Raw genomic sequence first — 21,582 nt, forward strand, 5'->3', positions numbered from 1 at the left:
CCCGCCTGCCGCCTGTGTTCCCATTGAAAGGCAGCGTTTTCATTAACGTCGCCGATTGGACGGTCGATGATTCGGGTAGTCGAGTACGCGGGTTTCGACGGCAACCGGGGCGGAGGCTTTGGCTTTTATCACGCCGGAGGAGCCCTCAGCGCACCAGTAGCGCCACCGGCAGCCGGGCGAACAGCTTTTCCAATCGGGCCCGGCTTTGGAAGGTATGGCCGGTCAGCCGATCGGTCCAGTTGCCCTGCGGCAGCTCCAAAGTGGTATCCCCCCATCCGGTTTCGGCCAGCGCGAGGCTGTGCCGGGTGGCGGCCACGATCACCTCGGGCGTCTCACCGGTCCGGCCGCGCGCGTAGGCGACCAGCCTGCTCTCGTGCTCGCCGGTGGCGAACAGGGGCAGGTAGGTGCCGCCGACAAAACATTCCGGACGTTCGCGACGCAACCACAGCGCATAGGCGACAATCCACATCTTCGCCGCGCCGGTGGTATCCAAAGCCGGTGTGCCGGTGAGGGATTGCAGCAGGCCCGCCCGGGCGGCGAAATCCACCGGGCGGCGGTTGTCCGGATCGACGAGCGTGTCCTCCCACAGCTCGCAGCCCTGATAGATATCCGGAATTCCGGGCCCGCACAGCTGCAGCAGCTTCTGTGACAGCGAATCCGACCAGGCGTGCGGGGCGAGTTCATGCACCAGATCGCCGATTTCGGAGCCGACCGGCCCGTCGATCACCGCGTCGAGCCAGCCGTGCACCTTCGTCTCGAATCCGGCCTCCGGTTCCTCCCAGGAAGTATGGACACCGGCCTCGCGAATCGCCTTCTCCGCGAACAGATGCAGTCGCTCGCGCAGTCCGGCCACCGACGAGGCCGGACGACCGTCGGCGGGCCAGATGCCGAACATGTTCTGCAACAGGAACAATGTCGTCGCACCGTCGGGACCGGGAGTGATTTCCTGCCAGGATTCGACGGCCCGCGCCCAGATATCCGCGGCCTGGGAAAGCACCCCGATCCGGGCCCGCACATCCTCACCGCGTTTGGTGTCGTGCGTCGACAGGGTGGTCATGGTGGCGGGCCAGCGTTGCGCGCGTTCGCTATTGGACAGGTGGAATTCGTTGAGGGAGTGGCCGAATCGGGCCGGATTGCCGCCCACCTCCTGCAGCGACACCAGCCGCGCCGCCTGATAGAACATGGTGTCCTCGACGGCCTTGGCGGTGATCGCACCGCATACCTGACTGAATCGAACGGCGGCCTCGCCGTCGGATGCCAGCGCCGCCACCAGCACACTCAGCGGCACCGTCAGTTCGCTGTTGCGCTTTTCCACTTCGGCGATCACCGCGCCGGTCATACCCGCCAGCGGCCCGTAATCCACCCGGTACACCGGCATGAAGGCCAGCACCTCGATGGTGGCATTGGTCAAAGCCATGGTGTCGAAGCTCTCGGCATGTGCGTCGCGCTTGATCGCGGCGACCAGACGCCGGATCTCCGGGGCCAGAATGTTCTCCGCCACTGCGCGTTTGATCCGATGCTCGGTCTCACCGATCCAGGCCCGGTCGCTGCCGTGCCCGGCGAGTTTGCGTGACAGTTCGGTCAGCGTCTGTTCGCCGTCGGGGTCGATCAGCACGCCGCCGTAGTCGGACAGGGCGTCGTAGCCGGTGGTCCCGTCGACCGGTAGCGTCGCGTCCAGCGGTTCGCGATTGGCGAGGATCTTTTCCACGAGTAGTAGCCGGTACGGGCCGATCAGCCGCCGCAGCTTCGTCAAATACGCTCTGGGATAGGACAATCCGTCCGGATGGTCGACCCGGACACCGTCGATCAGGTCGTGTTCGCACCACGCGGCCAGTTCGCGGTGGGTGAGCTCGAAGACCTCGGGATCTTCCTGACGCACCGCGGCCAGGCTGCTGACCGCGAAGAACCGCCGGTAGGTGCACAGCCCAGCCTTCCAGCTGACCAGACGGTAGTGCTGTTTGTCGTGGATGCGCAGGGCGTTGTCGCCGTCGGTGCCCGCCGCGATGGGGAAGCGCAGATCGTGCAGTGCCAGCATCGGTTCCGAACCGGACCGGTCGACCGTCAGTGCGGCCGGATCGTTTTCGCTCTGCAGCACCGGCAGTGCCAGCCGCCCACCCGCGCCATTGCCCGCACTCCAGTCGATATCGAAGAAATGCGCGAACTGCGATTCACGGCCGTTGCGCAGCACATCCCACCACCACGGGTTCTGGCGGGGATCGGCCACGCCAACGTGGTTGGGTACCAGATCGACAATCAAACCCATACCGCGGCTGCGCACTTCGTCCGCGAGCGCCTTGAGTCCGGCCGGGCCGCCGAGGGGCGCCGACACCGTGGTCGGATCGGTGACGTCGTAACCGTGCGTCGAACCGACCGCCGCGGTCAGGATCGGCGACAGGTACAGATGCGAAATACCCAGCTGCTGTAGGTATTCCGCGATCGCGCGGGCATCGGTGAAGGTCAACGCGTCGGGGCGCAGCTGGAGTCGGTAGGTGCTGCGGACCGCCGTCGGCCGGGCCGAATTGCGGCCGCGGGAGATGGGGTCGGTGTGCTGGGTGTGCGTCTTGATCTTCGGCGTCTCGGTCATCGGCGTTTCGGTTATGCGGGGCAGTGGAGGACGAGCAGACAACGGGCGGGGACGGCGATGGTGCTCGCCGCCGGATAGGTGGCATCGGCGCGGCCGTCGGGTATCGAACAATCCAGTGCGACAGTCCATTCGGCGCCGTAATCCGGATCGGGCAGGACGAAGTCGAGGCCGTGGTCGTGGGCGTTGAAACACAGCAGGAACGAATCGTCGGTGATGCGTTCGCCGCGCGGGCCGGGTTCGTTGATACCGAGGCCGTTGAGATATACCGCCAGCGACTTGCCGAAACCGCTGTCCCAGTCGGCGGGTGTCATCTCCTCACCCGCCGGGGTGAGCCAGGCGATATCGTGGGCGTGATCTTTCGGTCGGATCGGCCGGCCCGCCAGGAAGCGGCGGCGGCGGAATATCGGATGCGCGGTGCGCAGCGCGATCACCCGCTTGGTGAATTCGAACAGGTCCGAATTCGTCTGCATCAGTGACCAATCCATCCAGGCCACCGGTGAATCCTGGCAGTAGACATTGTTATTGCCCTGCTGGGTGCGGCCCATCTCGTCGCCGTGCGCGAGCATCGGGGTGCCCTGGCTGAGCACCAGTGTGGCCAGCAGATTGCGACTCTGCTTGGCGCGCACCGCGAGTATCTCCGGATCGTCGGTGGGGCCCTCCACCCCGCAGTTCCACGAGCGGTTGTAGCTCTCGCCGTCGCGATTGCCCTCGCCATTGGCCACGTTGTGCTTCTCGTTGTAGGACACCAGATCCCGCAGAGTGAAGCCGTCGTGAGCGGTGATGAAGTTGATGCTCGCGCTCGGCCTGCGGCCGGTGGCCTCGTACAGATCAGAGGATCCGGTGAGCCGGGAAGCGAATTCGCCGAGGGTGGCGGGTTCACCACGCCAGTAGTCGCGAACGGTGTCGCGGTACTTGCCATTCCATTCGGTCCACTGGCCCGGGAAGTTGCCGACCTGATAACCGCCCTCGCCGACATCCCACGGCTCCGCGATGAGTTTCACCTGACTGACCACCGGATCCTGTTGCACCAGATCGAAGAAGGTCGACAGCCGGTCCACATCGTGCAGTTCCCGCGCCAGCGTGGCGGCCAGGTCGAAGCGGAAGCCATCGACGTGCATATCCAGGATCCAGTAGCGCAGCGAGTCCATGATCAGCTGCAGCGTATGCGGATGGCGCACGTTGAGGCTGTTACCGGTGCCGGTGTAGTCCATATAGTGCGACGGGTCGTCGTCGACGAGGCGATAGTAGGCGGCATTGTCGATGCCGCGAAAGGCCAGGGTCGGCCCGAGGTGATTGCCCTCGCCGGTGTGGTTGTAGACGACATCGAGGATGACCTCGATGCCCTCGGCATGCAGGGCGCGCACCATGGCCTTGAATTCGGTCACCGCCGCGCCGCCGCGTGCGCTGGCCGCGTATTCGTTGTGTGGTGCGAGGTAACCGAAGCTGTTGTAGCCCCAGTAGTTGCGCAGGCCCTGATCCAACAGGACTCGGTCGTGCAGGAATTGGTGCACCGGCATCAGTTCGATGGCGGTGATGCCGAGTTCCTTCAGATGTTCCACGATCGCCGGATGTGCGATACCCGCGTAGGTGCCGCGCAACTCCTCCGGAATGTCGGGGTGCGTCATCGTCATGCCCTTGACGTGCGCCTCATAGATGACCGTCTCGTGGTAGGGCCGATTCGGTGGACGGTCGGCGCCCCAGTCGAAGAATGGGTTGATCACCACACCGGTCATGGTGTGCCCCAGCGAATCCTGGCCGTAGGTGTGGAGCGAGGAGTCGTTGTCGAATTCGCCGTCGAAAGCCTTGCCGTAGGGATCGAGCAGCAATTTACTTGGATCACAGCGCAATCCGTGCTCGGGATCGTAGGGTCCGTGCACCCGGAAACCGTAGCGCTGGCCCGGTCCGATGGTCGGGAGATAGGCATGCCAGACGTAGGTGTCGACCTCTTCCAGCGGCACTCTGGCTTGGCTGCCGTCCTTGGCGATAAGGCACAGTTCGACCGCGTCGGCAACCTCGGAGAACACCGAGAAATTGGTACCTGCGCCGTCGTAGGTCGCGCCCAGTGGGTAGGCGGTGCCGGGCCAGACACCGAGGGGTGTCACCTCACCGGGCGCTGCGTCGGGCTGAGCCATGTCAACGACACTAGCGCCAGCCGGCGGGTACTCCGTGTGGACGGTTGTGACCGGGCGAGTCAGTCCTGGTCGGGGCCGGTTTCGTGGCGGCGCCGCCGGTAGCCGATCTGGGAGGGCGGCCGGGCGAATCCGCCGAATACCAGACGCTGCAGCCGCACCCGGGACGCCCGCGAGATGGCCGTCCAGGTAATCCCGCGCGCGGTCGGCTCGACCACGGAATTCGACGGGGGATCGTGTGCGTGCAGCTCGAGTGGTAACTTGAACACCGTTCAATCCCTGGTAGGCCGGGGCCGTCACGCGACCGCGAGGAATCCTGTGGCATCGAGCTCACCCACTCCGCCGGCTCCGCCGGCCGCCATTGCCCTGACCCCTGCCGAGATCACCGCCATCGACGCCGACCACGTCTGGCATCCCTACGGCGGCTTTCCCGCGACAACCGAACCGCTGGTGGTCTCCGCTGCTTCCGGAACCCGGCTCACCCTCGCCGACGGTCGGGAATTGGTCGACGGGATGAGTTCGTGGTGGGCTGCCATCCACGGTTACCGGCATCCGGTACTGGATGCCGCGCTGGTGGCGCAGTCGCAGCGGATGAGTCATGTGATGTTCGGCGGGCTCACCCATGAACCGGCGGCGCGGCTGGCCGCATTGCTCGTGAAGCTGACACCCGCCGGTCTGGACAAGGTATTCCTGTGCGACTCCGGTTCGGTATCGGTCGAGGTCGCGGTGAAGATGTGCCTGCAGTACTGGCGCGCGATGGGTAAACCGGCGAAGCGGCGGCTGCTCACCTGGCGCGGCGGGTATCACGGCGATACCTTCACGCCGATGAGCGTGTGCGATCCGGAAGGCGGCATGCACGCGCTGTGGACCGATGTGCTCGCGGAGCAGCTCTTCGCCCCGGCGCCGCCGCTCGAATACTCGGCTGACTATGTGGCCGAATTCGAGCGGCTGCTGGCCGCGCATGCCGACGAACTCGCGGCCGTCGTCGTGGAGCCACTCGTGCAGGGCGCGGGTGGGATGCGCTGGCACGATCCGCGGTATCTGACCGACCTGCGGCGCCTGAGCGACGAATACGGGGTGCTGTTGATCTTCGATGAGATCGCGACCGGATTCGGCCGCACCGGAACGCTTTTCGCGGCCGATCACGTCGGGGTGAGTCCGGATGTGATGTGTGTCGGCAAGTCGCTCACCGGCGGGTATCTGACCCTGGCGGCCGCGCTGTGCACTGCCCGGATCGCCGAGACCATCAGCGCGGAGCACGGCGGGCTGATGCACGGTCCGACCTTCATGGGTAATCCGCTGGCGTGCGCGGTCGCGGTGGCCTCGATCGAGTTGCTGCAGCAACGGGATTGGCGCGCCGAAGTGACCCGTATCGAATCGGAACTGAAAGCCGGTCTGGCTCCGGCGCGTTCGCTGCCCGGGGTGACCGATGTGCGGGTACTGGGGGCGATCGGCGTTGTGCAACTCGATCATCCGGTGGATCTGCGCAAGGCCACCCACGCCGCCGTCGAAGCAGGCGTCTGGCTGCGCCCCTTCCGCGATCTTATCTACACCATGCCGCCCTTCATCAGCACGACCGAGGACATCGAACGCATTACCGCCGGTATGGTTGCCGCCGCCCAAGTCTGATGCGGCCGGATCAGGCGTGCCTGCGGGTGTTGTGCTCGTTTCCCGCACTCTCGGGGCGATCGGTATCGGAGACGATCTCCCAGACTCGGAATACGCAGTGGTAGTCGTCGGCCCAGCCACAGGCGATCAGCAGATAGGTGTCCTCGTCGCGCAGCAGAATCCGGCGACCCGGAAGTCTCGGATGCTGCGGGGTGAAAGTGGGTACGAGCGAGTGCAATTTGGTCAGAGCCTGCGCACGAGTGCCGACCACCTCCGCGAGTATCCGCGGCGACCAACGCTTGTGATCGCCGGAACCTGTTGTCTCTTCGACGACTATCGCCCACCGTGGCATTCGGCCCTGCTCCCTTTGGCGGAAATGCCGCGCCACCGTTGGTCGGTGGCGAACCCTCAACGATTGGCTCCTACGTTACCAGCACCCACCCCCGCGCATGCGTCTTGAACGCTGTTCAAGTATGCTGCGGAGCTGTGACTACCGATCCGTTGGGCTGGCTTGACGAGCGCGCCGCCGAGCGCGCGCGCGTCGGGTTGCGCCGTGAATTGCGCCCGCGCGCGGCGCAATCGCCATCGATCGACCTCGCCTCCAATGACTACCTCGGGCTGGTCCGTCATCCAGAGGTGATCGAGGGCGCGATCGACGCCGTGCGACGCTGGGGTACCGGGTCGACCGGATCCCGGCTCGTCACCGGGACCACCGCCGAGCATGAGCAGCTCGAGTCCGAACTCGCCGAATTCGTCGGTGTCGAGGCCGGTTTGGTCTTTGCCTCCGGCTATGCCGCCAATCTCGGGGTGGTGACCGCGCTCGCCGGTCGGGGTGCGCTGATCGTCTCCGATGCGGGCAGTCACGCATCGCTGGTGGATGCCTGCCGGCTGTCGCGCTCGCGCGTGGAGATCGCCGCGCACTGCGATGTGGCGGCCGTCGAGCGTCTGCTGGCGGAGCGGACCGAGGAACGAGCACTGGTACTTACCGATTCGGTGTTCAGCGCCGATGGTGATCTGGCACCGCTGGCCGAGTTGCATCGGGTCACCCGGGCGAATGGCGCGGTGTTGATCGTGGATGAGGCACACGGGCTCGGTGTGCGCGGCGTGGGTGGACGTGGACTTGTGCACGAGGTCGGTTTGGCCGGGGAGCCGGATCTCGTTGTCACCGCGACCCTTTCGAAAGCGTTTGCCGCACAGGGCGGTGTCGTGCTGGCCGGCGAGCGGGTGCGCGGGCATCTGATCGATGCGGCACGCACATTTATCTTCGATACCGGGCTCGCGCCTGCCGCGGTCGGTGCGGCGCGGGCGGCGTTGCGGCTGTTGCGCCGGCAGCCCGAGCTGGCGGGTCGGGTGCTGGAGCGGGCCGCCGATCTCGCACGCATCGCCGGTGTGGCGGAGCCGGATTCGGCGGTAGTGTCCGTGGTGCTCGGTGAGGCGCAGGTCGCCTATGACGCCGCGCAGGTCTGTCGCGCGCGTGGTTTGGACGTGGGTTGCTTCCGCCCGCCGTCGGTGCCCGAGGGGACATCGCGGCTGCGGCTCACCGCGCGGGCCGATCTGACTCCCGACGAACTCCACACCATCGCAATGGTTCTCGGCGAGGTGCTGGCGCAGGCGCGTGGATTCGTGACGGCATGAGTGTGCTTTTCGTAACCGGTACGTCGACGGAGGTCGGCAAGACCGTGGTGACCGCCGCGCTCGCCGCGGCCGCGCTGGCCTCCGGTCGCTCGGTGGCGGTGTGCAAACCGGCCCAAACCGGTATCGCACCGGGTGAACCCGGTGATCTCGCCGAAGTCGAACGCCTGTCCGGAGTGACCAGGACGCTCGAGATCGCTCGCTATCCCGATCCATTGGCGGCGGATACGGCCGCGCGCCGGTGCGGGCAGCCGCTGTTGACGCTGAGTGAAACCGCCGCCGCCATCGACGCGCTCGCCGACGCGGACCTGACCTTGGTCGAAGGGGCAGGCGGATTGCTGGTCCGCCTCGGCGAATTCACACTGCTCGAGCTGGCCCAGAAGCTCGACGCCCCGGTGGTCGTGGTCGCGGCGGCCGGGCTGGGCACCCTCAACCACAGCGAATTGACGACGCGCGCACTGTCGTCGGCCGGTGTCCGCTGTGCGGGGCTGGTGATCGGCTCCTGGCCTGACCAGCCCGGGCTGGCCGAAGAGTGCAATCGCACTGATCTGCCCCGGGTTACCGGTGTCGAACTGGTCGGGGCGATGCCCGAGGGGGTGGGTGAGTGGGATCGCGAGCGCTTCTGTGCCGCGGCACCCGGTTGGTTCACTCCCGGTTGGTTCGCGCTCAGCCGGTAGTTCGCGGTTTCGTCGGCTGAGCGTAGCCTTCGCACTCGGCAGACTCGCCACCCTGGCCGAAACCGGCGAACTGCCCTGACAGCACTGACACCACGCCGTCCGTGCGCGGCTGCGGGCACCGGATTTCAGCGGTACACCGGGTAATGGCACCGCAATCGTCAAGCGACGGTTCGATATTGGTACGCGGATAGTGCCGGATGTGTGCGTACATCATCGGTACTGCTCCACGGGCGAATCGCGGCCGCTCCACACCGCCACTACCGGGTTGCGTGGCAGCACTCGCGAACCGTACCTACAGTGGAGTAGATGTCGCCGTTGGACGATCGGCACCCGTCCACCGTCTCGGACTGGGACGACGCGCGACGGAGGGCCCGGCTTCGGGAGACTCGTCTCGGGCACGGGTGGCAGACGTTGCGCCGTACCAGGTTGGCGCTGCTGCGGGTCGCCTTGGTATTGCTCGCCGGGCTCATCGTGTTCGCCCAGTACTGGGTGCACGACGTAGCCCCGGAACGCGATCGCCTCGCGCGCACCCAACCCGCCGTGCTGCCGATCGCCACCCCTGTGCACGAGCGCGATTGGGACACCGTCGTCGTCGATATGGTCGGACTCGGCGGCCTCGATGCCAGCAATACCGCGGCCGCACTGCCCGCCCTCAGCGAGATGGGCGTGGTCTGGGCCATCGAATACGACAATCAAGGTATCGACACCAAGGTGATCGCGGATCTGATCATTCGCGCTGCCCAGATGTCCGGGCTGAAGAACATCGTGCTGGTCGGACACAGTATGGGTGGGGTCATCGCGCTCGAGGTCGCGCGGCATATCCACCTCGAAAGCGACCGGCGGTTGGTCGGAGTGATCCTGGACTGCACACCGGTGGATCTGAACGCGGTGCGCCCGGAGAGTCGCGGTGCGGGCGAGGATATGGTGCGCTGGATGGGCTGGCTGCCCGGGGCGCGGGAAAGCCGCACCCTGCGACTGGCTGTCGAGACCTACGCGCGCCGTGACCGATTCGTCGATCGCGGCGCCAACGGGGTGCCCGGGATCCGGCTCGAGCCATTGCGCGATGTCGTCGGAGAAGTGTTGCGCGAGAAGATCTTCTCCCGTGACGCGGCCAGCAACGGCCTGATCGAAATGCAGTTCCTGGCGATCGTGGCGGGCGGTGCGATCAACGATCTGCGCGCGTTGTCCCGGCCCGTCGACGACAAGCCGCGCCCGGCGATTGTCTTCATCCGACCGCGCGATCCGGACAACGACCGGGTGGTCGATGTCGAATATTCCCATCAGGTGCTCATCGAGCGGGCCGGTGGCGTCGACGGCTCGCTGCTGGTGGTCATGCCGCGAAATACCGGGCACGCCAATCCGATGCAGCGCCCCGAGGCCTACAACCAGATCATCGATCAGCAGATCCTGCCGTTCATCCAGCGATACCAGCAACAGGTGCGCGCGACGATCGCGGCGGCGCCTGCGCGCTGAGGGGGATCGGATTCGGCGGGGTGGGTGAACACAGGGGATGGCAGCCGGCGGGGTGGGTGAACACATGGGGGATGGCAGCCGGCGGAGCCGGCGGGGTGGGTGAACACAGTTGGAATCAGGCTAAGACAAACCGTATGCGTGCCGGATCCATCTTGATTCAATCACCGCATGTTCCGACCACGTACGTTCCTGACCGGCCTGCGCGGCCGCACTATTGCCGCATTGCTCGCTGCGGCGACCGTTGCGAGCCTGGGGTTGACCGGCTGCGCGAGCGACGATAAGCCGGTCGGTAAAACCGACGCCCCGCTGCCCACCGAAATCCCCGCGGGCACCAAGCTCGTACTGGCTGATCAACAGGAGCGGTTCAAGTCGGTACTCCAGTTCTCCGGCGAGCTCGACAAGCTGCCGTTCAAGGTGGAATTCGCCAATTTCATCGGCGGACCGGCCATTCTGGAGGCGTTCCGGGCCGGGGCCGCCGATGTCGCGACGGTCGGCGATGTCCCACCGATCCATGCGCAGGTGGCCGGGCAGGATGTGCCGATCATCGCGGCCATTCAATCCAGCCCCAGCGCACTGAAACTCGGGGTGGCGCCGGGCAAGACGGTCACCACGCTTGCCGATCTCAAAGGTAAGAAGATCGCCTATGCGGAGGGCACCGCCCAACAGGCCGCGGTGCTGCGGGCATTGGACAAGGCCGGGTTGAAACCAACCGACGTGCAATTGGTTCGGTTGCAGCTCGCGGAATTCCTGGATGCCGTGCGCACCGGCCAGGTGGATGTCGCGCCACTGATCGAGCCGAATGTCACCAGGCTGTTGCGCACCCCTGGCGCATCGTTGGTTCCGGATTCGGAGACCACCGGTATCTACGGCGGCCTTGCCTATCTGTACGCGCGCCGCGCCGCGGTGACCGATCCCGCCAAGGCAGCCGCGACCCGGGCGTTGGTCGCCGCCTACATCCGGGCCAACCAGTGGGTCAATACCCATCAGGACGAATGGGCGCGCAAGTACTACGTCGAGAACCAGAAGGTCAGCGCCGATGATGCGAAGCGCATTGTCGATTCGCTCGGCACCAATGTCTTTCCGCATCTGGATCAGCAGCTCATCGACCGCCAGCAGAGCACCATCGATGCGATCGACAAGGCGGGCGAACTGCCCAAGAAGGTGCGTGCGGCGGACGGTTTCGATCTGCGTTTCGACGCCGTCGTCACCCAGGCGGTGACCGAGAGCGGTGCCGCATTCGAATCGAAGGCGAAATAGCAATGGCTACTGTGGATGTCGGCGTACTCGGCCGGATCGGACAAAGTTCGCGCACTGCCGCGCAGCCGTTATCGGCCCGCCGCAAATCGACCCGGCCCCGGCTCGGACCGGGCCGCCCGATTCCATTCGGAATCGCCATCGGGCCCACGCTGCTGATCGCGGCATGGGTGATCGGATCCGCCTCGGGCGCACTGGATGAGCAGACATTGCCCGCGCCGTGGACCGTTGCCGAGACCGCACGCGATCTGTTCGCCGACGGCAGGTTGCAGTCGAATCTGCTCACCTCACTGCAGCGCGCGGGCTGGGGTCTCGGGCTCGGCGTGGTGATCGGTGTGGTGCTCGCCTTGATCGCCGGACTGAGCCGCGTCGGTGAAGCGCTGCTGGACGGGCCGATTCAGATCAAACGCTCGATTCCGACGCTGGCGCTGATCCCACTGTTCATCGTGTGGTTCGGCATCGGTGAGGATATGAAGCTCATCGTCATCACGACCAGTGTCGCGATTCCGATCTATCTCAATACCCACGCGCAATTGCGCGGCGTCGATAGCCGGTATGTGGAATTGGCGGCGACAGTGGGGCTTTCGCGGTGGGCTTTCATTCGTCGGATCGCGCTGCCGGGTTCACTACCCGGATTCTTCACCGGATTGCGGCTGGCGGTCACGATTTCCTGGCTGGCGCTGGTCGTGGTGGAACAGGTCAATGCCACCAGCGGCATCGGCTATCTGATGACGCAGGCGCGTACCTACGGGCAGATCGACGTCATCGTGGTCGGTCTGGTGATCTACGGCCTGCTCGGACTGTTCGGCGATCTCGCCGTGCGCGCGACGGAACGGAGGGCACTGTCATGGCGGCAGACGATCGCGGACTGAATGTGGTCCGAATCCGTGGACTGCGTAGGGGTTTCGGCGACCGCGTGGTGTTGCACGGTATCGATCTCGATATCGCGCGCGGTGAATTCGTCGCCCTGCTCGGGCGCAGTGGTTCCGGTAAGAGCACCTTGCTGCGCGCGCTGGCCGAGCTGGATCGTGATGTGCTCGGCTCGGGTGAGTTGCGGGTGCCGACGGAGCGTGCGGTGGTTTTCCAGGATTCGCGGCTGTTGCCGTGGAATCGGGTGCTGGACAATGTGACGCTCGGTTTGTCGGGTGCCGATGCCGCCGAGCGCGGTCGGACCGCACTGGCCGAGGCCGGGCTCGCGGGGCGGGAAAAGGCGTGGCCCAAGGAGCTTTCCGGCGGTGAGCAACAGCGTGTCGCATTGGCGCGGTCGCTGGTCCGGGAGCCGGAGCTTCTGCTGGCCGATGAGCCCTTCGGGGCGCTGGATGCGCTCACCCGTATCAAAATGCATGTGCTGCTGCAGGATTTGTGCGCCAAGCACAAACCCGCCGTCCTGCTGGTGACCCATGATGTCGACGAGGCGGTACTGCTTGCCGACCGCGTGCTCGTCCTCGACGAGGGGCGCATCGCCGTCGACCAGCGCATTGATCTGGAACGTCCACGCCGTCACATCGATCCGGACTTCAACCGTCTGCGCGAGCTGCTGCTTGCCAGCCTCGGCGTCGACGTCGCGGCCTTACACGATGCGAAGAAAGCCTCATGACACGCCAACTGAGCCTCAATGCGTTCATCTACCCGTCCGGACATCATGAGGCGGCCTGGCGGCATCCGCAGAGCCGACCCGACCGGATCTACGATGTCGCCTATTACCAGGAGATCGGTCGCACGGCCGAAGCCGCGAAACTCGACGCGGTGTTCTTCGCCGACGGACCCGCGCTGCGGACCAATGTCAAGCACAATGCGGCCTCCGGTTTGGAACCGATCACGCTGCTCACCGCGATCGCGACGGCCACAACCCATCTCGGGCTGATCGCCACCGCATCGACCACCTACTACGAGCCATACAACCTGGCCAGGCTGTTCTCCACGCTGGACCACATCTCCGGCGGCCGGGCGGGCTGGAATATCGTCACCACCGGAACCGACCTCGCCGCCGCGAATTTCGGGCTCGAGAAACATCCCGATCATCCGACGCGGTACGCGCGGGCCCGGGAATTCGTCGATGCGGTCGTCGCGCTGTGGGACAGCTGGGAGGACGACGCCATCCTGCTGGATCAGGAGTCGGGCATCTACGCCGATCCGGACAAGATCCACCCCATCGACTTCGTCGGCGAATACCTCAGTGTGCGTGGTCCGTTCACTGCGCCGCGTACCCCGCAGGGACATCCGGTGCTGGTACAGGCCGGTGCGTCGAACGACGGCCGGGCCTTCGCGGGCCGGTACGCCGAGGCGATCTTCACCGCGCACCAGCGCCTCGAGGACGCGCAGGCGTTCTATGCCGATATCAAGGCCAAGGCCGCCGAATTCGGCCGCGACGCCGACCAGATCAAGATCCTGCCCGGTATCAGCCCGTTCATCGGTGACACCGAAGCGGCCGCCAAACAGTTGGAGCGGGAGTTCAACGAGCTCACCGTGCCCGAATACGGGCTGAAGCAGTTGGCAGGTATCGCGGGCCAAAGCCTGCGGCACCTGCCGCTGGATGAACCCGTGCCGCTCGAATTGTTCAGCGACGCGGGCGATGTCACCGATAACGACCAAAGCCGTCGGCAGGTAGTCGCGGGGATCGTGCGGCGGGAACGGCCCACCGTGCGCGGGCTGCTCCATCGTCTCGCGGGTGCCCGCGGACATCGGGTCTTCGCCGGTACACCGGAGCAGGTCGCCGACACCATCGAGGATTGGTTCCGCAACGGCGCCGCCGACGGTTTCAACGTGATGCCGCCCTACTACCCGGGTGGTCTGGAGGTCTTCACCGAGCAGGTCGTTCCGATCCTGCAGCGGCGCGGCCTGTTCCGCACCGAATACGCCGGAACGACATTGCGTGACCACTTCGGTCTACCGCGACCGCAGAGCCGGTACGCCCGGCGCCCGGCACTCGCGCAGTGAGCGCCTGTACCAGCCCGTATCGAGCCCGGCGAGATGATCGGCATCGTCGGGCCATAGGCTCCAGCATTCATGTGCGGGCGCTTCGATGCCGGCTGCACGCGGCGCAGGCACTGTGAGCGAGCGGGTCGGCGCCACCGCGGAGTCGGTTCGCCTGCGCGCGCTGGTGTGGACAGTCTTCGTGCCGGTGGTGCTCTACGGGATCGGATCCGGTGCGGCCGCGCCGATGTACGCGTTGCGCGCGTTGGACCTCGGCGCGTCCGCCGGTGTCGCCGGAATTGTCGTTGCGCTGAGCGGGTTGGGGATGGTGCTGGCGGATCTGCCTGCGGGCCGGGTGGTTTCGCGCATCGGGGAGCGCCGGGCGATTGCCGTGGGTTCGGGACTCGGCCTGATCGGGGTGCTGTGCGCGATCTTCGCTCCACACACCGGTGTGCTGGCGGTTGGTGTGCTGCTCAATGGGACTGCCAGTGCGGTGTGGGGTTTGGCACGACAGTCCTACATCGTGGCCGTGGTGCCACCGGACGAGCGGGGTCGTGCGTTTTCGGCCCTGGCCGCCGGTTCGCGCCTCGGCTCGTTCTGTGGGCCGTTCATCGGGGCCGCAATGGTCTACGCGATGGGGCCGAGCGGTGCGCTGTGGTTGCAGTTCGGCACGACCGTTGTATCGGGAGCGGCGATGCTCGCCATCCGTACGGCCGACGGCGACGATACGTACGCCGCCGATCACACGCTGCGTTCGGTGGTCCTCGACAACCGCAGGGTGCTGGGCACACTCGGTTCGGCGGCGCTGCTGATGGGCGCTGCCCGGGCGACCCGCACCGCACTGCTCCCGCTGTGGGCCGCGCATATCGGCGTCAGCGCGGCCGCTACCAGCCTGATATTCGGCATCGCCGGGGCAATGGACGTGCTGCTGTCCTATCCGGGCGGCATCCTGCTCGATCGGTACGGCAGTCGCGCCACCGGCGTTCCGTCGATGCTGCTGTTCGCGTTCGGCTTCGCGGCGCTTCCACTCACCTCGACGGCGCTCGAACTCACCGGTGCCGCAGTACTGCTCGGTCTCGCCAACGGTGTCAGCAATGGCATCATCATGACCGTCGGCGCCGACATCGCCCCGCCGAGCCATCGTGCGGAATTCCTCGGTGCCTGGCGTCTGACCCACGACATAGGCATGTTCGCCGGTCCCATAGCCGTCGGCTTGATCAGCGCCGCAACAGTTCTCGCTGCCTCATCGCTCGCCATCGCCGCAGCGGTATTCACCGGCGCGATGGCCATACACCGCTGGTTCCCCGGTGCCTACCCCGCCCTGTTCGCCGACGCAAGTCACGCCCGTACCCCGACACCCGACTGAGCTGGTCGCACTCGCACCACCCGGGCGCAGGCGAGCGGGGCAGCTGCTGTTCCCGCGGCGGCCGTGTCCGTCGGAAATCCCCGCCGGTGATGTTCTCCATCAGAGGTTCGCGCCTACTCAATCCTGGTGGGTCGAAATTCTTTCCAGCCAGGGGTGATCGGGGTGTACCCGAGACAGCCAGTCGAACAGCCGGGACTTTTGAGTTCGGTCCATCAACGGCAGCGCGCGGCGGAAGTCGGCTTCGTCTTTGTCGCGACACCGACAGCCGCTGCGCGACTTCGGCAGGCGTCCACGCTGCCCACAGCGCGTCGCATTCCTGTGCCGAAACCACCCGCCCGACCACCTCGGGTGACCCCACCGCTTCGGAATGATCGGAGACGGGCATCGCTGATATCCCTTCCGGGCGTTATGCGCCGACGAAGGGTTCAGTTTACGCGGGTCCCGAGCAGATGCCGTACACCGCCGATGAACAGTTGCAGACCGAAGTCGAAACGTGCTGTCGCGTCGGGGGTTTCGTTCAATGGTGAGGCGTCTTCGGTCAGCGCACCGGCCGAATCCATCTGCATTCTGGACTGTTCGTCCACCGTCTGCCCGAGCACGTAATACAGCAATGTGTACGCCGCGAGTTCCGCTTCCGGCCGTGTCATTCCGCCGCGGATCGCGGCGCCGACGAGTCGTTCCCGGCCCTTGCTCGTGGTGAGCCGGGAGGCGTAGGTCGCCGAGACCAATTCGGCACCGTCGCGATAGGCGAGCAGGCAGCCGCGCAGTCGATGCGCCAATTCGGTGATCTGGCCCGACCAGTCCGCGGCCTCGATCGGATCCTCCATCGGAGCCAGGATCTGGTCGGCCACCGCGCCGAGCAATGCCTGTTTATTGGGGAAGTGCCAGTACAGCGCACCCGGCTGGACCTGGAGTGAACCGGCGAGCCTGCGCATGGTCAGGTCGGCGAGACCGTACTGGTCGAGTATGGCGATGGCGCCGTCGACCACGTCCGCGCGGTGCAGCTGCACGGTGTTTCCTTCCGCTGTATTCGATGTGCGGCATTCCCGGGCCGTCCGTGGTTACGCTTCGCCGCCGCCTCCGGGCCTGTCGCTCATGCCGCGCGTATTTTGACTCACTGTTACCGCTACCCTAGCCTGAACACCGTTCAAGTTGCACGGCCACCTCGGCCGGACGAAGGGATTCGTGCAGTGACCCAGGCACCCGTCCACACCGATATTCTGGCGACCGCGCGCGAGCAAGTGCTCGAGCGGGGCGAAGGCCTGACCCAGGAGCAGACCCTCGAGGTGCTCCGGCTCGACGACGACCGGCTCGAGGAACTGCTCGCCCTAGCGCACGAGGTGCGCATGAAGTGGTGCGGTCCCGAGGTCGAGGTCGAGGGCATCATCAGCCTCAAGACCGGCGGCTGCCCCGAGGACTGCCACTTCTGCTCGCAGTCGGGTCTGTTCCAGTCGCCCGTGCGCGCCGCCTGGCTCGATATCCCCAGCTTGGTCGAGGCCGCGAAGCAGACCGCCAAGACCGGCGCCACCGAATTCTGCATCGTCGCGGCCGTGCGCGGTCCGGACGAGCGACTGATGGCACAGGTCGCCGCCGGTGTCGAGGCGATCCGCAACGAGGTCGACATCCAGGTCGCGTGTTCGCTCGGCATGCTCACCCAGGAGCAGGTCGACCAGCTCGCCGCCATGGGTGTGCACCGCTACAACCACAACCTCGAGACCTCCCGCTCGTACTTCCCGAATGTCGTCACCACGCACACCTGGGAAGAGCGCTGGGACACCCTGCGCATGGTGCGCGCGGCCGGTATGGAGGTCTGCTGCGGCGGCATCCTCGGCATGGGCGAAACCCTGGAGCAGCGTGCGGAATTCGCGGCGAACCTGGCCGAACTCGAGCCCGACGAGGTGCCGCTGAACTTCCTCAACCCGCGTCCGGGCACCCCGTTCGGCGACCTGGAGGTGCTGCCTGCCGCCGACGCACTGCGCGCCGTGGCCGCCTTCCGGCTCGCGCTGCCGCGCACCATACTGCGCTTCGCGGGCGGTCGCGAGATCACCCTCGGCGACCTCGGGGCCAAGCAAGGCATCCTGGGCGGTATCAATGCCGTCATCGTCGGCAACTACCTGACCACCCTCGGCCGGCCCGCCGAAGCGGATCTGGATCTGCTCGGCGAGCTGAAGATGCCGATCAAGGCGCTCAACGAAACACTCTGATCCGGCTGCCGAATACTGGGTACGCAAGCATCACGAAAGAGGCTGGTGCCGTGAGTACTGTCATGGATATGGACGAGCGCTACAACCCGTTCACCGGCAAACGCATCGTGGCGGGTCTCGACGATCCGATCCCGGCCGCCGCGGCGCTGGGGTTGGAACCGCCGCGCTTCTGCGAGCAGTGCGGCCGGCGCATGATCGTGCAGGTCAGCCCGGACGGCTGGTGGGCGAAGTGCTCGCGGCACGGCGTGCTGGATTCGAAGAATCTGGAACACCGCTAGTGGTGGCCGAATACGGCGATGTCAGCGAGCCGGTCGGATCGGCCCGGCTGGTGGGTGTGCGGCGTGAGGTGCGGGCGGCCGGTCTGATCGCGGTCGCAGTGGTACTGCTCAGTGCGCTCGGCGGTGTCGTGTGGGCCTTCATCGCGCCCACCGAGCAGTATCTGGTGGTCAAGGCGCGTGCCGATGGGGTTCCGGCCAAGGGGGCGGCACTGACCGGGGAAAGTGTGCACCGGTTCGACGCGCTGGCGATTTTCGTCTGCATCGGCGCGGTACTGGGAGTGCTGACGGCGATCGGCGTATGGCGTTGGCGTCGCGCGCGCGGACCGCTGCCGCAACTGGGCCTGCTGATCGGTTCCGGCGCAGGCGCTTACGTGATGGCGAAGGTCGGCGAGCAGATCATGCGGTGGCAGCATCCGATGCCGTACGACCCGGCGGTCGGCCAGATCGTGCGGCTGCCGGTAGAGGTCGGCAGTTGGCTGGTGCTGATCGTGCAACCGCTGCTCGCCTCGCTGATCGTGCTTTTCCTCGCGGCGCTCAGTCCGACAGAGGATCTCGGCACCGGCTTGCGCGGACCGTTCGGCGATGCGCGGCCATACTTCACTGCCGCAAGCGGATTCGCGACCGTCGACAATGCCGATTCAAATCGTTGCGCTGTGAACGGCGGGCCGGTGCCCTACGGTGTCCCGCATGGCGGCTTCGGACCGCCCGGTTCGGATCGTGCTCGCTGACGTTATCCGAACCGTTGCCCGCGCGGCGGCACAGACGGTCCAGTGCGGCCTAGAATTATGGGACACGCTGTGCGTTCAGAGAGGAACGGATCATGGCGTTCGTCGGTAGCGGACCGGTGGTCGAGGAACTCGACGCGAAATTCTGGCGGGTCGTCGAGCCGCTGGTCTATCACGGTGCCACAGAAGAATTCGTCATCCCCGCGGGCTTTCGCACCGACTTCGCATCGGTGCCAAGGGCTCTGGTCTGGCTGGTGCCGCGATACGGCGTCTACACCCGTGCCGCCATCCTCCACGATTACCTGCGTAGCTCGAATGTGGTGAATACGGCCGACGCGGACGGCATCTTCCGGCGCTGTCTGCGCGAGTTCCGGGTCTCGATACCGCGCCGCTACATGATGTGGGCCGCAGTGCGTTTGGGTTCTCGCCTGCGCGGCGCGACTCTCGGCGATATCGCACAGTTCCTGCTCGTCGCGATTCCCTCAGTGCTGTTCCTGGCGATCCCGGCTATCGTGGTGCAGGTATTCCTGTGGCTGTTCTGGTTGGTGGAGTTGGTGTTCTGGGCGGTGGCGCGAGTCGGGCAGCGCACCGAGGCCCCGCCGCCACAACCACAGATGAAGACCGCATGAGTGGCCACGGCACAGTCCATGTCGAACTCGGTGATCGTTTCGGGGGAGCGGTCGCCGAACCCGGGCGATCGTCGGGCAGAACATCGCGGGGAGGTCAGGTGGGTGGGCGCAGAGCGGCGAATTCGTCGGTGACCCGGAGCATGGAGTCGGTGAACCGATAGACCGCCGCGGGGCGTCCACCCGCCCGGCCGGGGGATGCGGTCGCGCCGGTCGGCTTGATCACCTTGCGGCGGGCGAGAACTCGCTGCAGATTCGTGGTGTCGACCTCGTAACCTAGTGCGGCGCAATAGATTTCGCGCAGCGTGGACATGGTGAAACGATCCGGTGCCAGAGCGAAGGCGATATTGGTGTAGGACAGCTTCGCGGCGAGCCGGGTGCGCGCGTGTTCGACGACCGTGCCGTGATCGAACGACATTCGCGGCAGTTGGGAGACCGGATGCCAGGTGGTGTCCGAGGGTAGTTGCGGGTCCGCGGTCAGCGGCACCAGCCCCAGGTAGGCCGAAGCGATTCGGCGCGGTGCGGGCACCCGGTCCGGATTGCTGAATACCGACAGCTGCTCCAGATGCGTCAGCTCACGCACATCGACCTTTTCGGCGAGCTGGCGGCGGGCCGAGACATTGAGGTCCTCGTCGTCGCGTAGCCGTCCGCCGGGTAGCGACCAGGTGCCCTTTTGCGGGTTCAATGCACGCTCCCACAGCAGCACCGCGAGTTCGGTCCGCTGACCCGGCGGACATGGCCGAATCAGCTCATCTGTTATGTGCGTAGGGCTGCTACCTGCGGTGATGTCGTCGGGGAAGCGCCGAACCTGGAACACCGCGGTGAGCGTTTCATGGATGGTGTTACTATGGGGCACGTTTTCGATTGTAAGTCGAAAACCTGGTTTGGTGCGAATCGGCTGGCGTGTGAATAGGCACAAGGGCCGGGCGCACGAGGAGAGGAGCCATCCATGGCGACGACGGGTGTGAAACTGGCGCTCCCGCTGATGGGGCAGGTATTCGATGGTCCAACCGGATTCGCCGGCGTCGAGGCCACACCGGAGTGGGCGGCCGAGGTCAAGCGCGTCGCCAGCGAGCGCAACGCGACGATTCTCGCGCACAACTACCAGTTGCCCGCGATCCAGGACGTGGCCGACCACGTCGGTGACTCGCTGGCGCTGTCCCGCATCGCGGCCGAGGCGCCAGAGGACACCATCGTGTTCTGCGGTGTGCACTTCATGGCCGAGACGGCCAAAATCCTCAGCCCCGAGAAGACCGTGCTCATTCCGGACCAGCGGGCGGGCTGTTCCCTCGCCGATTCCATCACCGCCGACGAATTGCGTGCCTGGAAGGCCGAATTCCCGAATGCCGTGGTCGTTTCGTATGTGAACACCACCGCCGCGGTGAAGGCGCTCACCGATATCTGCTGTACCTCCTCGAATGCCGTCGATGTGGTCGCCTCCATCGATGCCGACCGCGAGGTGTTGTTCCTGCCGGATCAGTTCCTCGGCGCGCACGTCAAGCGGGTCACCGGCCGCGAGAATATGCACATCTGGGCGGGCGAATGCCACGTGCACGCGGGAATCAACGGTGACGAACTGACCGAACAGGCCCGCACCCACCCGGATGCGGAACTGTTCGTGCACCCCGAATGCGGTTGCGCCACTTCGGCGTTGTACCTCGCGGGCGAGGGCTCGTTCCCGGCCGACCGGGTGCACATTCTGTCGACCGGCGGGATGATCGACGCCGCCAAGGCCGCGAAGTCGAATCAGGTGCTGGTCGCCACCGAGATCGGCATGCTGCATCAGCTGCGAAAGGCCGCCCCCGGCGTCGACTTCCAGGCCGTGAACGACCGTGCGTCCTGCAAGTACATGAAGATGATCACCCCGGCGGCGCTGCTGCGCTCGCTCGTGGAGAACACCGACGAGGTGCACGTCGACCTGGGAACCGCCGCGCTGGCCCGCAATTCGGTGCAGCGCATGATCGAAATCGGTAATCCGGGCGGCGGCGAATGAGCGGCCGCGATCGGAGCGCGACGTGCGTGCTCGTCCGGAGTGGCGGTGCGCAATGACCGCCGTGGCGGTCGGTAGCACCCCGGTCGTCATGGCGCAGTCGAGCGTCAGCGAGGCGCAGGC

General features: G+C 66.0%; 20 protein-coding genes. 14 read left to right on the top strand and 6 right to left on the bottom strand.

Translation table 11 applies throughout. From position 1 onward, the window contains the following. Positions 1–145: 145 nt before the first annotated feature. From treY to ACW2Q0_RS21895, 3 genes are read right to left on the bottom strand one after another with little or no spacing between them, the layout of a single operon-like run. On the bottom strand, positions 146–2,584 hold the full coding sequence (gene treY, locus ACW2Q0_RS21885) for a malto-oligosyltrehalose synthase (protein WP_457192753.1): 2,439 nt from the start codon (positions 2,582–2,584) through the stop codon (positions 146–148). Positions 2,585–2,595: 11 nt separating this feature from the next. Beyond that, complete coding sequence (gene glgX / locus ACW2Q0_RS21890) at positions 2,596–4,716, bottom strand: glycogen debranching protein GlgX (RefSeq protein ID WP_457192754.1); 2,121 nt, start codon at positions 4,714–4,716, stop codon at positions 2,596–2,598. Positions 4,717–4,775: 59 nt separating this feature from the next. Further along, positions 4,776–4,982, bottom strand: coding sequence for a hypothetical protein (locus ACW2Q0_RS21895; RefSeq protein ID WP_457192755.1), 207 nt, complete (start codon positions 4,980–4,982; stop codon positions 4,776–4,778). A 91-nt stretch (positions 4,983–5,073) separates the two neighbouring features. Between ACW2Q0_RS21895 and ACW2Q0_RS21900 the strand changes: the two genes are divergently transcribed. After that, positions 5,074–6,342 carry an adenosylmethionine--8-amino-7-oxononanoate transaminase gene (locus ACW2Q0_RS21900; RefSeq protein WP_457192788.1) on the top strand — a complete coding sequence of 423 codons (1,269 nt, stop codon included), beginning with the start codon at positions 5,074–5,076 and terminating at the stop codon, positions 6,340–6,342. Positions 6,343–6,352: 10 nt separating this feature from the next. Here ACW2Q0_RS21900 and ACW2Q0_RS21905 read toward each other — a convergent pair whose 3' ends face one another. Next, a complete protein-coding gene (locus ACW2Q0_RS21905) occupies positions 6,353–6,673 on the bottom strand; it encodes a hypothetical protein (RefSeq protein WP_457192756.1) in 321 nt (106 codons plus the stop codon). Positions 6,674–6,807: 134 nt separating this feature from the next. Here ACW2Q0_RS21905 and ACW2Q0_RS21910 point away from each other — a divergent pair, with 134 nt between their 5' ends. The 8 genes from ACW2Q0_RS21910 (at position 6,808) to ACW2Q0_RS21945 (ending at position 15,636) form a co-directional block, all read left to right on the top strand. Then, on the top strand, positions 6,808–7,956 hold the full coding sequence (locus ACW2Q0_RS21910) for an 8-amino-7-oxononanoate synthase (RefSeq protein ID WP_457192757.1): 1,149 nt from the start codon (positions 6,808–6,810) through the stop codon (positions 7,954–7,956). Beyond that, on the top strand, positions 7,953–8,630 hold the full coding sequence (gene bioD / locus ACW2Q0_RS21915) for a dethiobiotin synthase (RefSeq protein WP_457192758.1): 678 nt from the start codon (positions 7,953–7,955) through the stop codon (positions 8,628–8,630). Before ACW2Q0_RS21910 ends, bioD begins: the two co-directional genes overlap by 4 nt. 306 nt (positions 8,631–8,936) lie before the next feature. Then, entirely contained in the window at positions 8,937–10,103 is a 1,167-nt protein-coding gene (locus ACW2Q0_RS21920; protein WP_457192759.1) for an alpha/beta fold hydrolase, read from the top strand. A gap of 168 nt (positions 10,104–10,271) precedes the next feature. After that, positions 10,272–11,360 (top strand): ABC transporter substrate-binding protein, encoded by a 1,089-nt coding sequence (locus ACW2Q0_RS21925; RefSeq protein WP_457192760.1) that lies wholly within the window; start codon positions 10,272–10,274, stop codon positions 11,358–11,360. Between the two features lie 2 nt (positions 11,361–11,362). Further along, the gene (locus ACW2Q0_RS21930) at positions 11,363–12,229 is read left to right on the top strand and encodes an ABC transporter permease (RefSeq protein ID WP_457192761.1); all 867 of its coding nucleotides are present in this window, start codon (positions 11,363–11,365) and stop codon (positions 12,227–12,229) included. Next, positions 12,205–12,954, top strand: coding sequence for an ABC transporter ATP-binding protein (locus tag ACW2Q0_RS21935; protein ID WP_457192762.1), 750 nt, complete (start codon positions 12,205–12,207; stop codon positions 12,952–12,954). Before ACW2Q0_RS21930 ends, ACW2Q0_RS21935 begins: the two co-directional genes overlap by 25 nt. Further along, positions 12,951–14,294, top strand: coding sequence for an LLM class flavin-dependent oxidoreductase (locus ACW2Q0_RS21940; protein WP_457192763.1), 1,344 nt, complete (start codon positions 12,951–12,953; stop codon positions 14,292–14,294). The genes ACW2Q0_RS21935 and ACW2Q0_RS21940 overlap by 4 nt, the downstream gene beginning before the upstream one ends. A gap of 112 nt (positions 14,295–14,406) precedes the next feature. Continuing rightward, positions 14,407–15,636, top strand: a complete 1,230-nt coding sequence (locus ACW2Q0_RS21945) for an MFS transporter (RefSeq protein WP_457192764.1) — start codon at positions 14,407–14,409, stop codon at positions 15,634–15,636. 425 nt (positions 15,637–16,061) lie between these two features. On the opposite strand, the gene ACW2Q0_RS21950 is transcribed toward ACW2Q0_RS21945, so the two are convergent. After that, a complete protein-coding gene (locus ACW2Q0_RS21950) occupies positions 16,062–16,646 on the bottom strand; it encodes a TetR/AcrR family transcriptional regulator C-terminal domain-containing protein (protein ID WP_457192765.1) in 585 nt (194 codons plus the stop codon). A 180-nt stretch (positions 16,647–16,826) separates the two neighbouring features. Between ACW2Q0_RS21950 and bioB the strand changes: the two genes are divergently transcribed. The 4 genes from bioB to ACW2Q0_RS21970 all read left to right on the top strand — a co-directional run bounded on the left by bioB (position 16,827) and on the right by ACW2Q0_RS21970 (position 19,472). Beyond that, a complete protein-coding gene (gene bioB, locus ACW2Q0_RS21955) occupies positions 16,827–17,840 on the top strand; it encodes a biotin synthase BioB (RefSeq protein WP_457192766.1) in 1,014 nt (337 codons plus the stop codon). A 62-nt stretch (positions 17,841–17,902) separates the two neighbouring features. After that, a complete protein-coding gene (bsaP, locus tag ACW2Q0_RS21960) occupies positions 17,903–18,118 on the top strand; it encodes a biotin synthase auxiliary protein BsaP (protein ID WP_457192789.1) in 216 nt (71 codons plus the stop codon). Next, positions 18,118–18,846 (top strand): DUF2567 domain-containing protein, encoded by a 729-nt coding sequence (locus tag ACW2Q0_RS21965; RefSeq protein WP_457192767.1) that lies wholly within the window; start codon positions 18,118–18,120, stop codon positions 18,844–18,846. The genes bsaP and ACW2Q0_RS21965 overlap by 1 nt, the downstream gene beginning before the upstream one ends. A gap of 92 nt (positions 18,847–18,938) precedes the next feature. Further along, entirely contained in the window at positions 18,939–19,472 is a 534-nt protein-coding gene (locus ACW2Q0_RS21970; RefSeq protein WP_457192768.1) for a DUF1353 domain-containing protein, read from the top strand. A gap of 94 nt (positions 19,473–19,566) precedes the next feature. Here ACW2Q0_RS21970 and ACW2Q0_RS21975 read toward each other — a convergent pair whose 3' ends face one another. Continuing rightward, a complete protein-coding gene (locus tag ACW2Q0_RS21975; RefSeq protein WP_457192769.1) occupies positions 19,567–20,325 on the bottom strand; it encodes an NUDIX hydrolase in 759 nt (252 codons plus the stop codon). 93 nt (positions 20,326–20,418) lie between these two features. Between ACW2Q0_RS21975 and nadA the strand changes: the two genes are divergently transcribed. Beyond that, positions 20,419–21,462 (top strand): quinolinate synthase NadA, encoded by a 1,044-nt coding sequence (gene nadA, locus ACW2Q0_RS21980; protein ID WP_457192770.1) that lies wholly within the window; start codon positions 20,419–20,421, stop codon positions 21,460–21,462. Positions 21,463–21,582 lie beyond the last annotated feature (120 nt).

It is taken from the genome of Nocardia citri (assembly GCF_054065835.1).

What these genes read in the sequence shown, in the direction of transcription:
- treY (WP_457192753.1), bottom strand. Translation starts at nt 2,584, where the DNA reads ATGACCGAGACGCCGAAGATCAAGACGCACACCCAGCACACCGACCCC.
- glgX (WP_457192754.1), bottom strand. Translation starts at nt 4,716, where the DNA reads ATGGCTCAGCCCGACGCAGCGCCCGGTGAGGTGACACCCCTCGGTGTC.
- ACW2Q0_RS21905 (WP_457192756.1), bottom strand. Translation starts at nt 6,673, where the DNA reads ATGCCACGGTGGGCGATAGTCGTCGAAGAGACAACAGGTTCCGGCGAT.
- bioD (WP_457192758.1), top strand. Translation starts at nt 7,953, where the DNA reads ATGAGTGTGCTTTTCGTAACCGGTACGTCGACGGAGGTCGGCAAGACC.
- ACW2Q0_RS21920 (WP_457192759.1), top strand. Translation starts at nt 8,937, where the DNA reads ATGTCGCCGTTGGACGATCGGCACCCGTCCACCGTCTCGGACTGGGAC.
- ACW2Q0_RS21925 (WP_457192760.1), top strand. Translation starts at nt 10,272, where the DNA reads ATGTTCCGACCACGTACGTTCCTGACCGGCCTGCGCGGCCGCACTATT.
- ACW2Q0_RS21930 (WP_457192761.1), top strand. Translation starts at nt 11,363, where the DNA reads ATGGCTACTGTGGATGTCGGCGTACTCGGCCGGATCGGACAAAGTTCG.
- ACW2Q0_RS21935 (WP_457192762.1), top strand. Translation starts at nt 12,205, where the DNA reads ATGGCGGCAGACGATCGCGGACTGAATGTGGTCCGAATCCGTGGACTG.
- ACW2Q0_RS21940 (WP_457192763.1), top strand. Translation starts at nt 12,951, where the DNA reads ATGACACGCCAACTGAGCCTCAATGCGTTCATCTACCCGTCCGGACAT.
- bsaP (WP_457192789.1), top strand. Translation starts at nt 17,903, where the DNA reads ATGGATATGGACGAGCGCTACAACCCGTTCACCGGCAAACGCATCGTG.
- ACW2Q0_RS21970 (WP_457192768.1), top strand. Translation starts at nt 18,939, where the DNA reads ATGGCGTTCGTCGGTAGCGGACCGGTGGTCGAGGAACTCGACGCGAAA.
- nadA (WP_457192770.1), top strand. Translation starts at nt 20,419, where the DNA reads ATGGCGACGACGGGTGTGAAACTGGCGCTCCCGCTGATGGGGCAGGTA.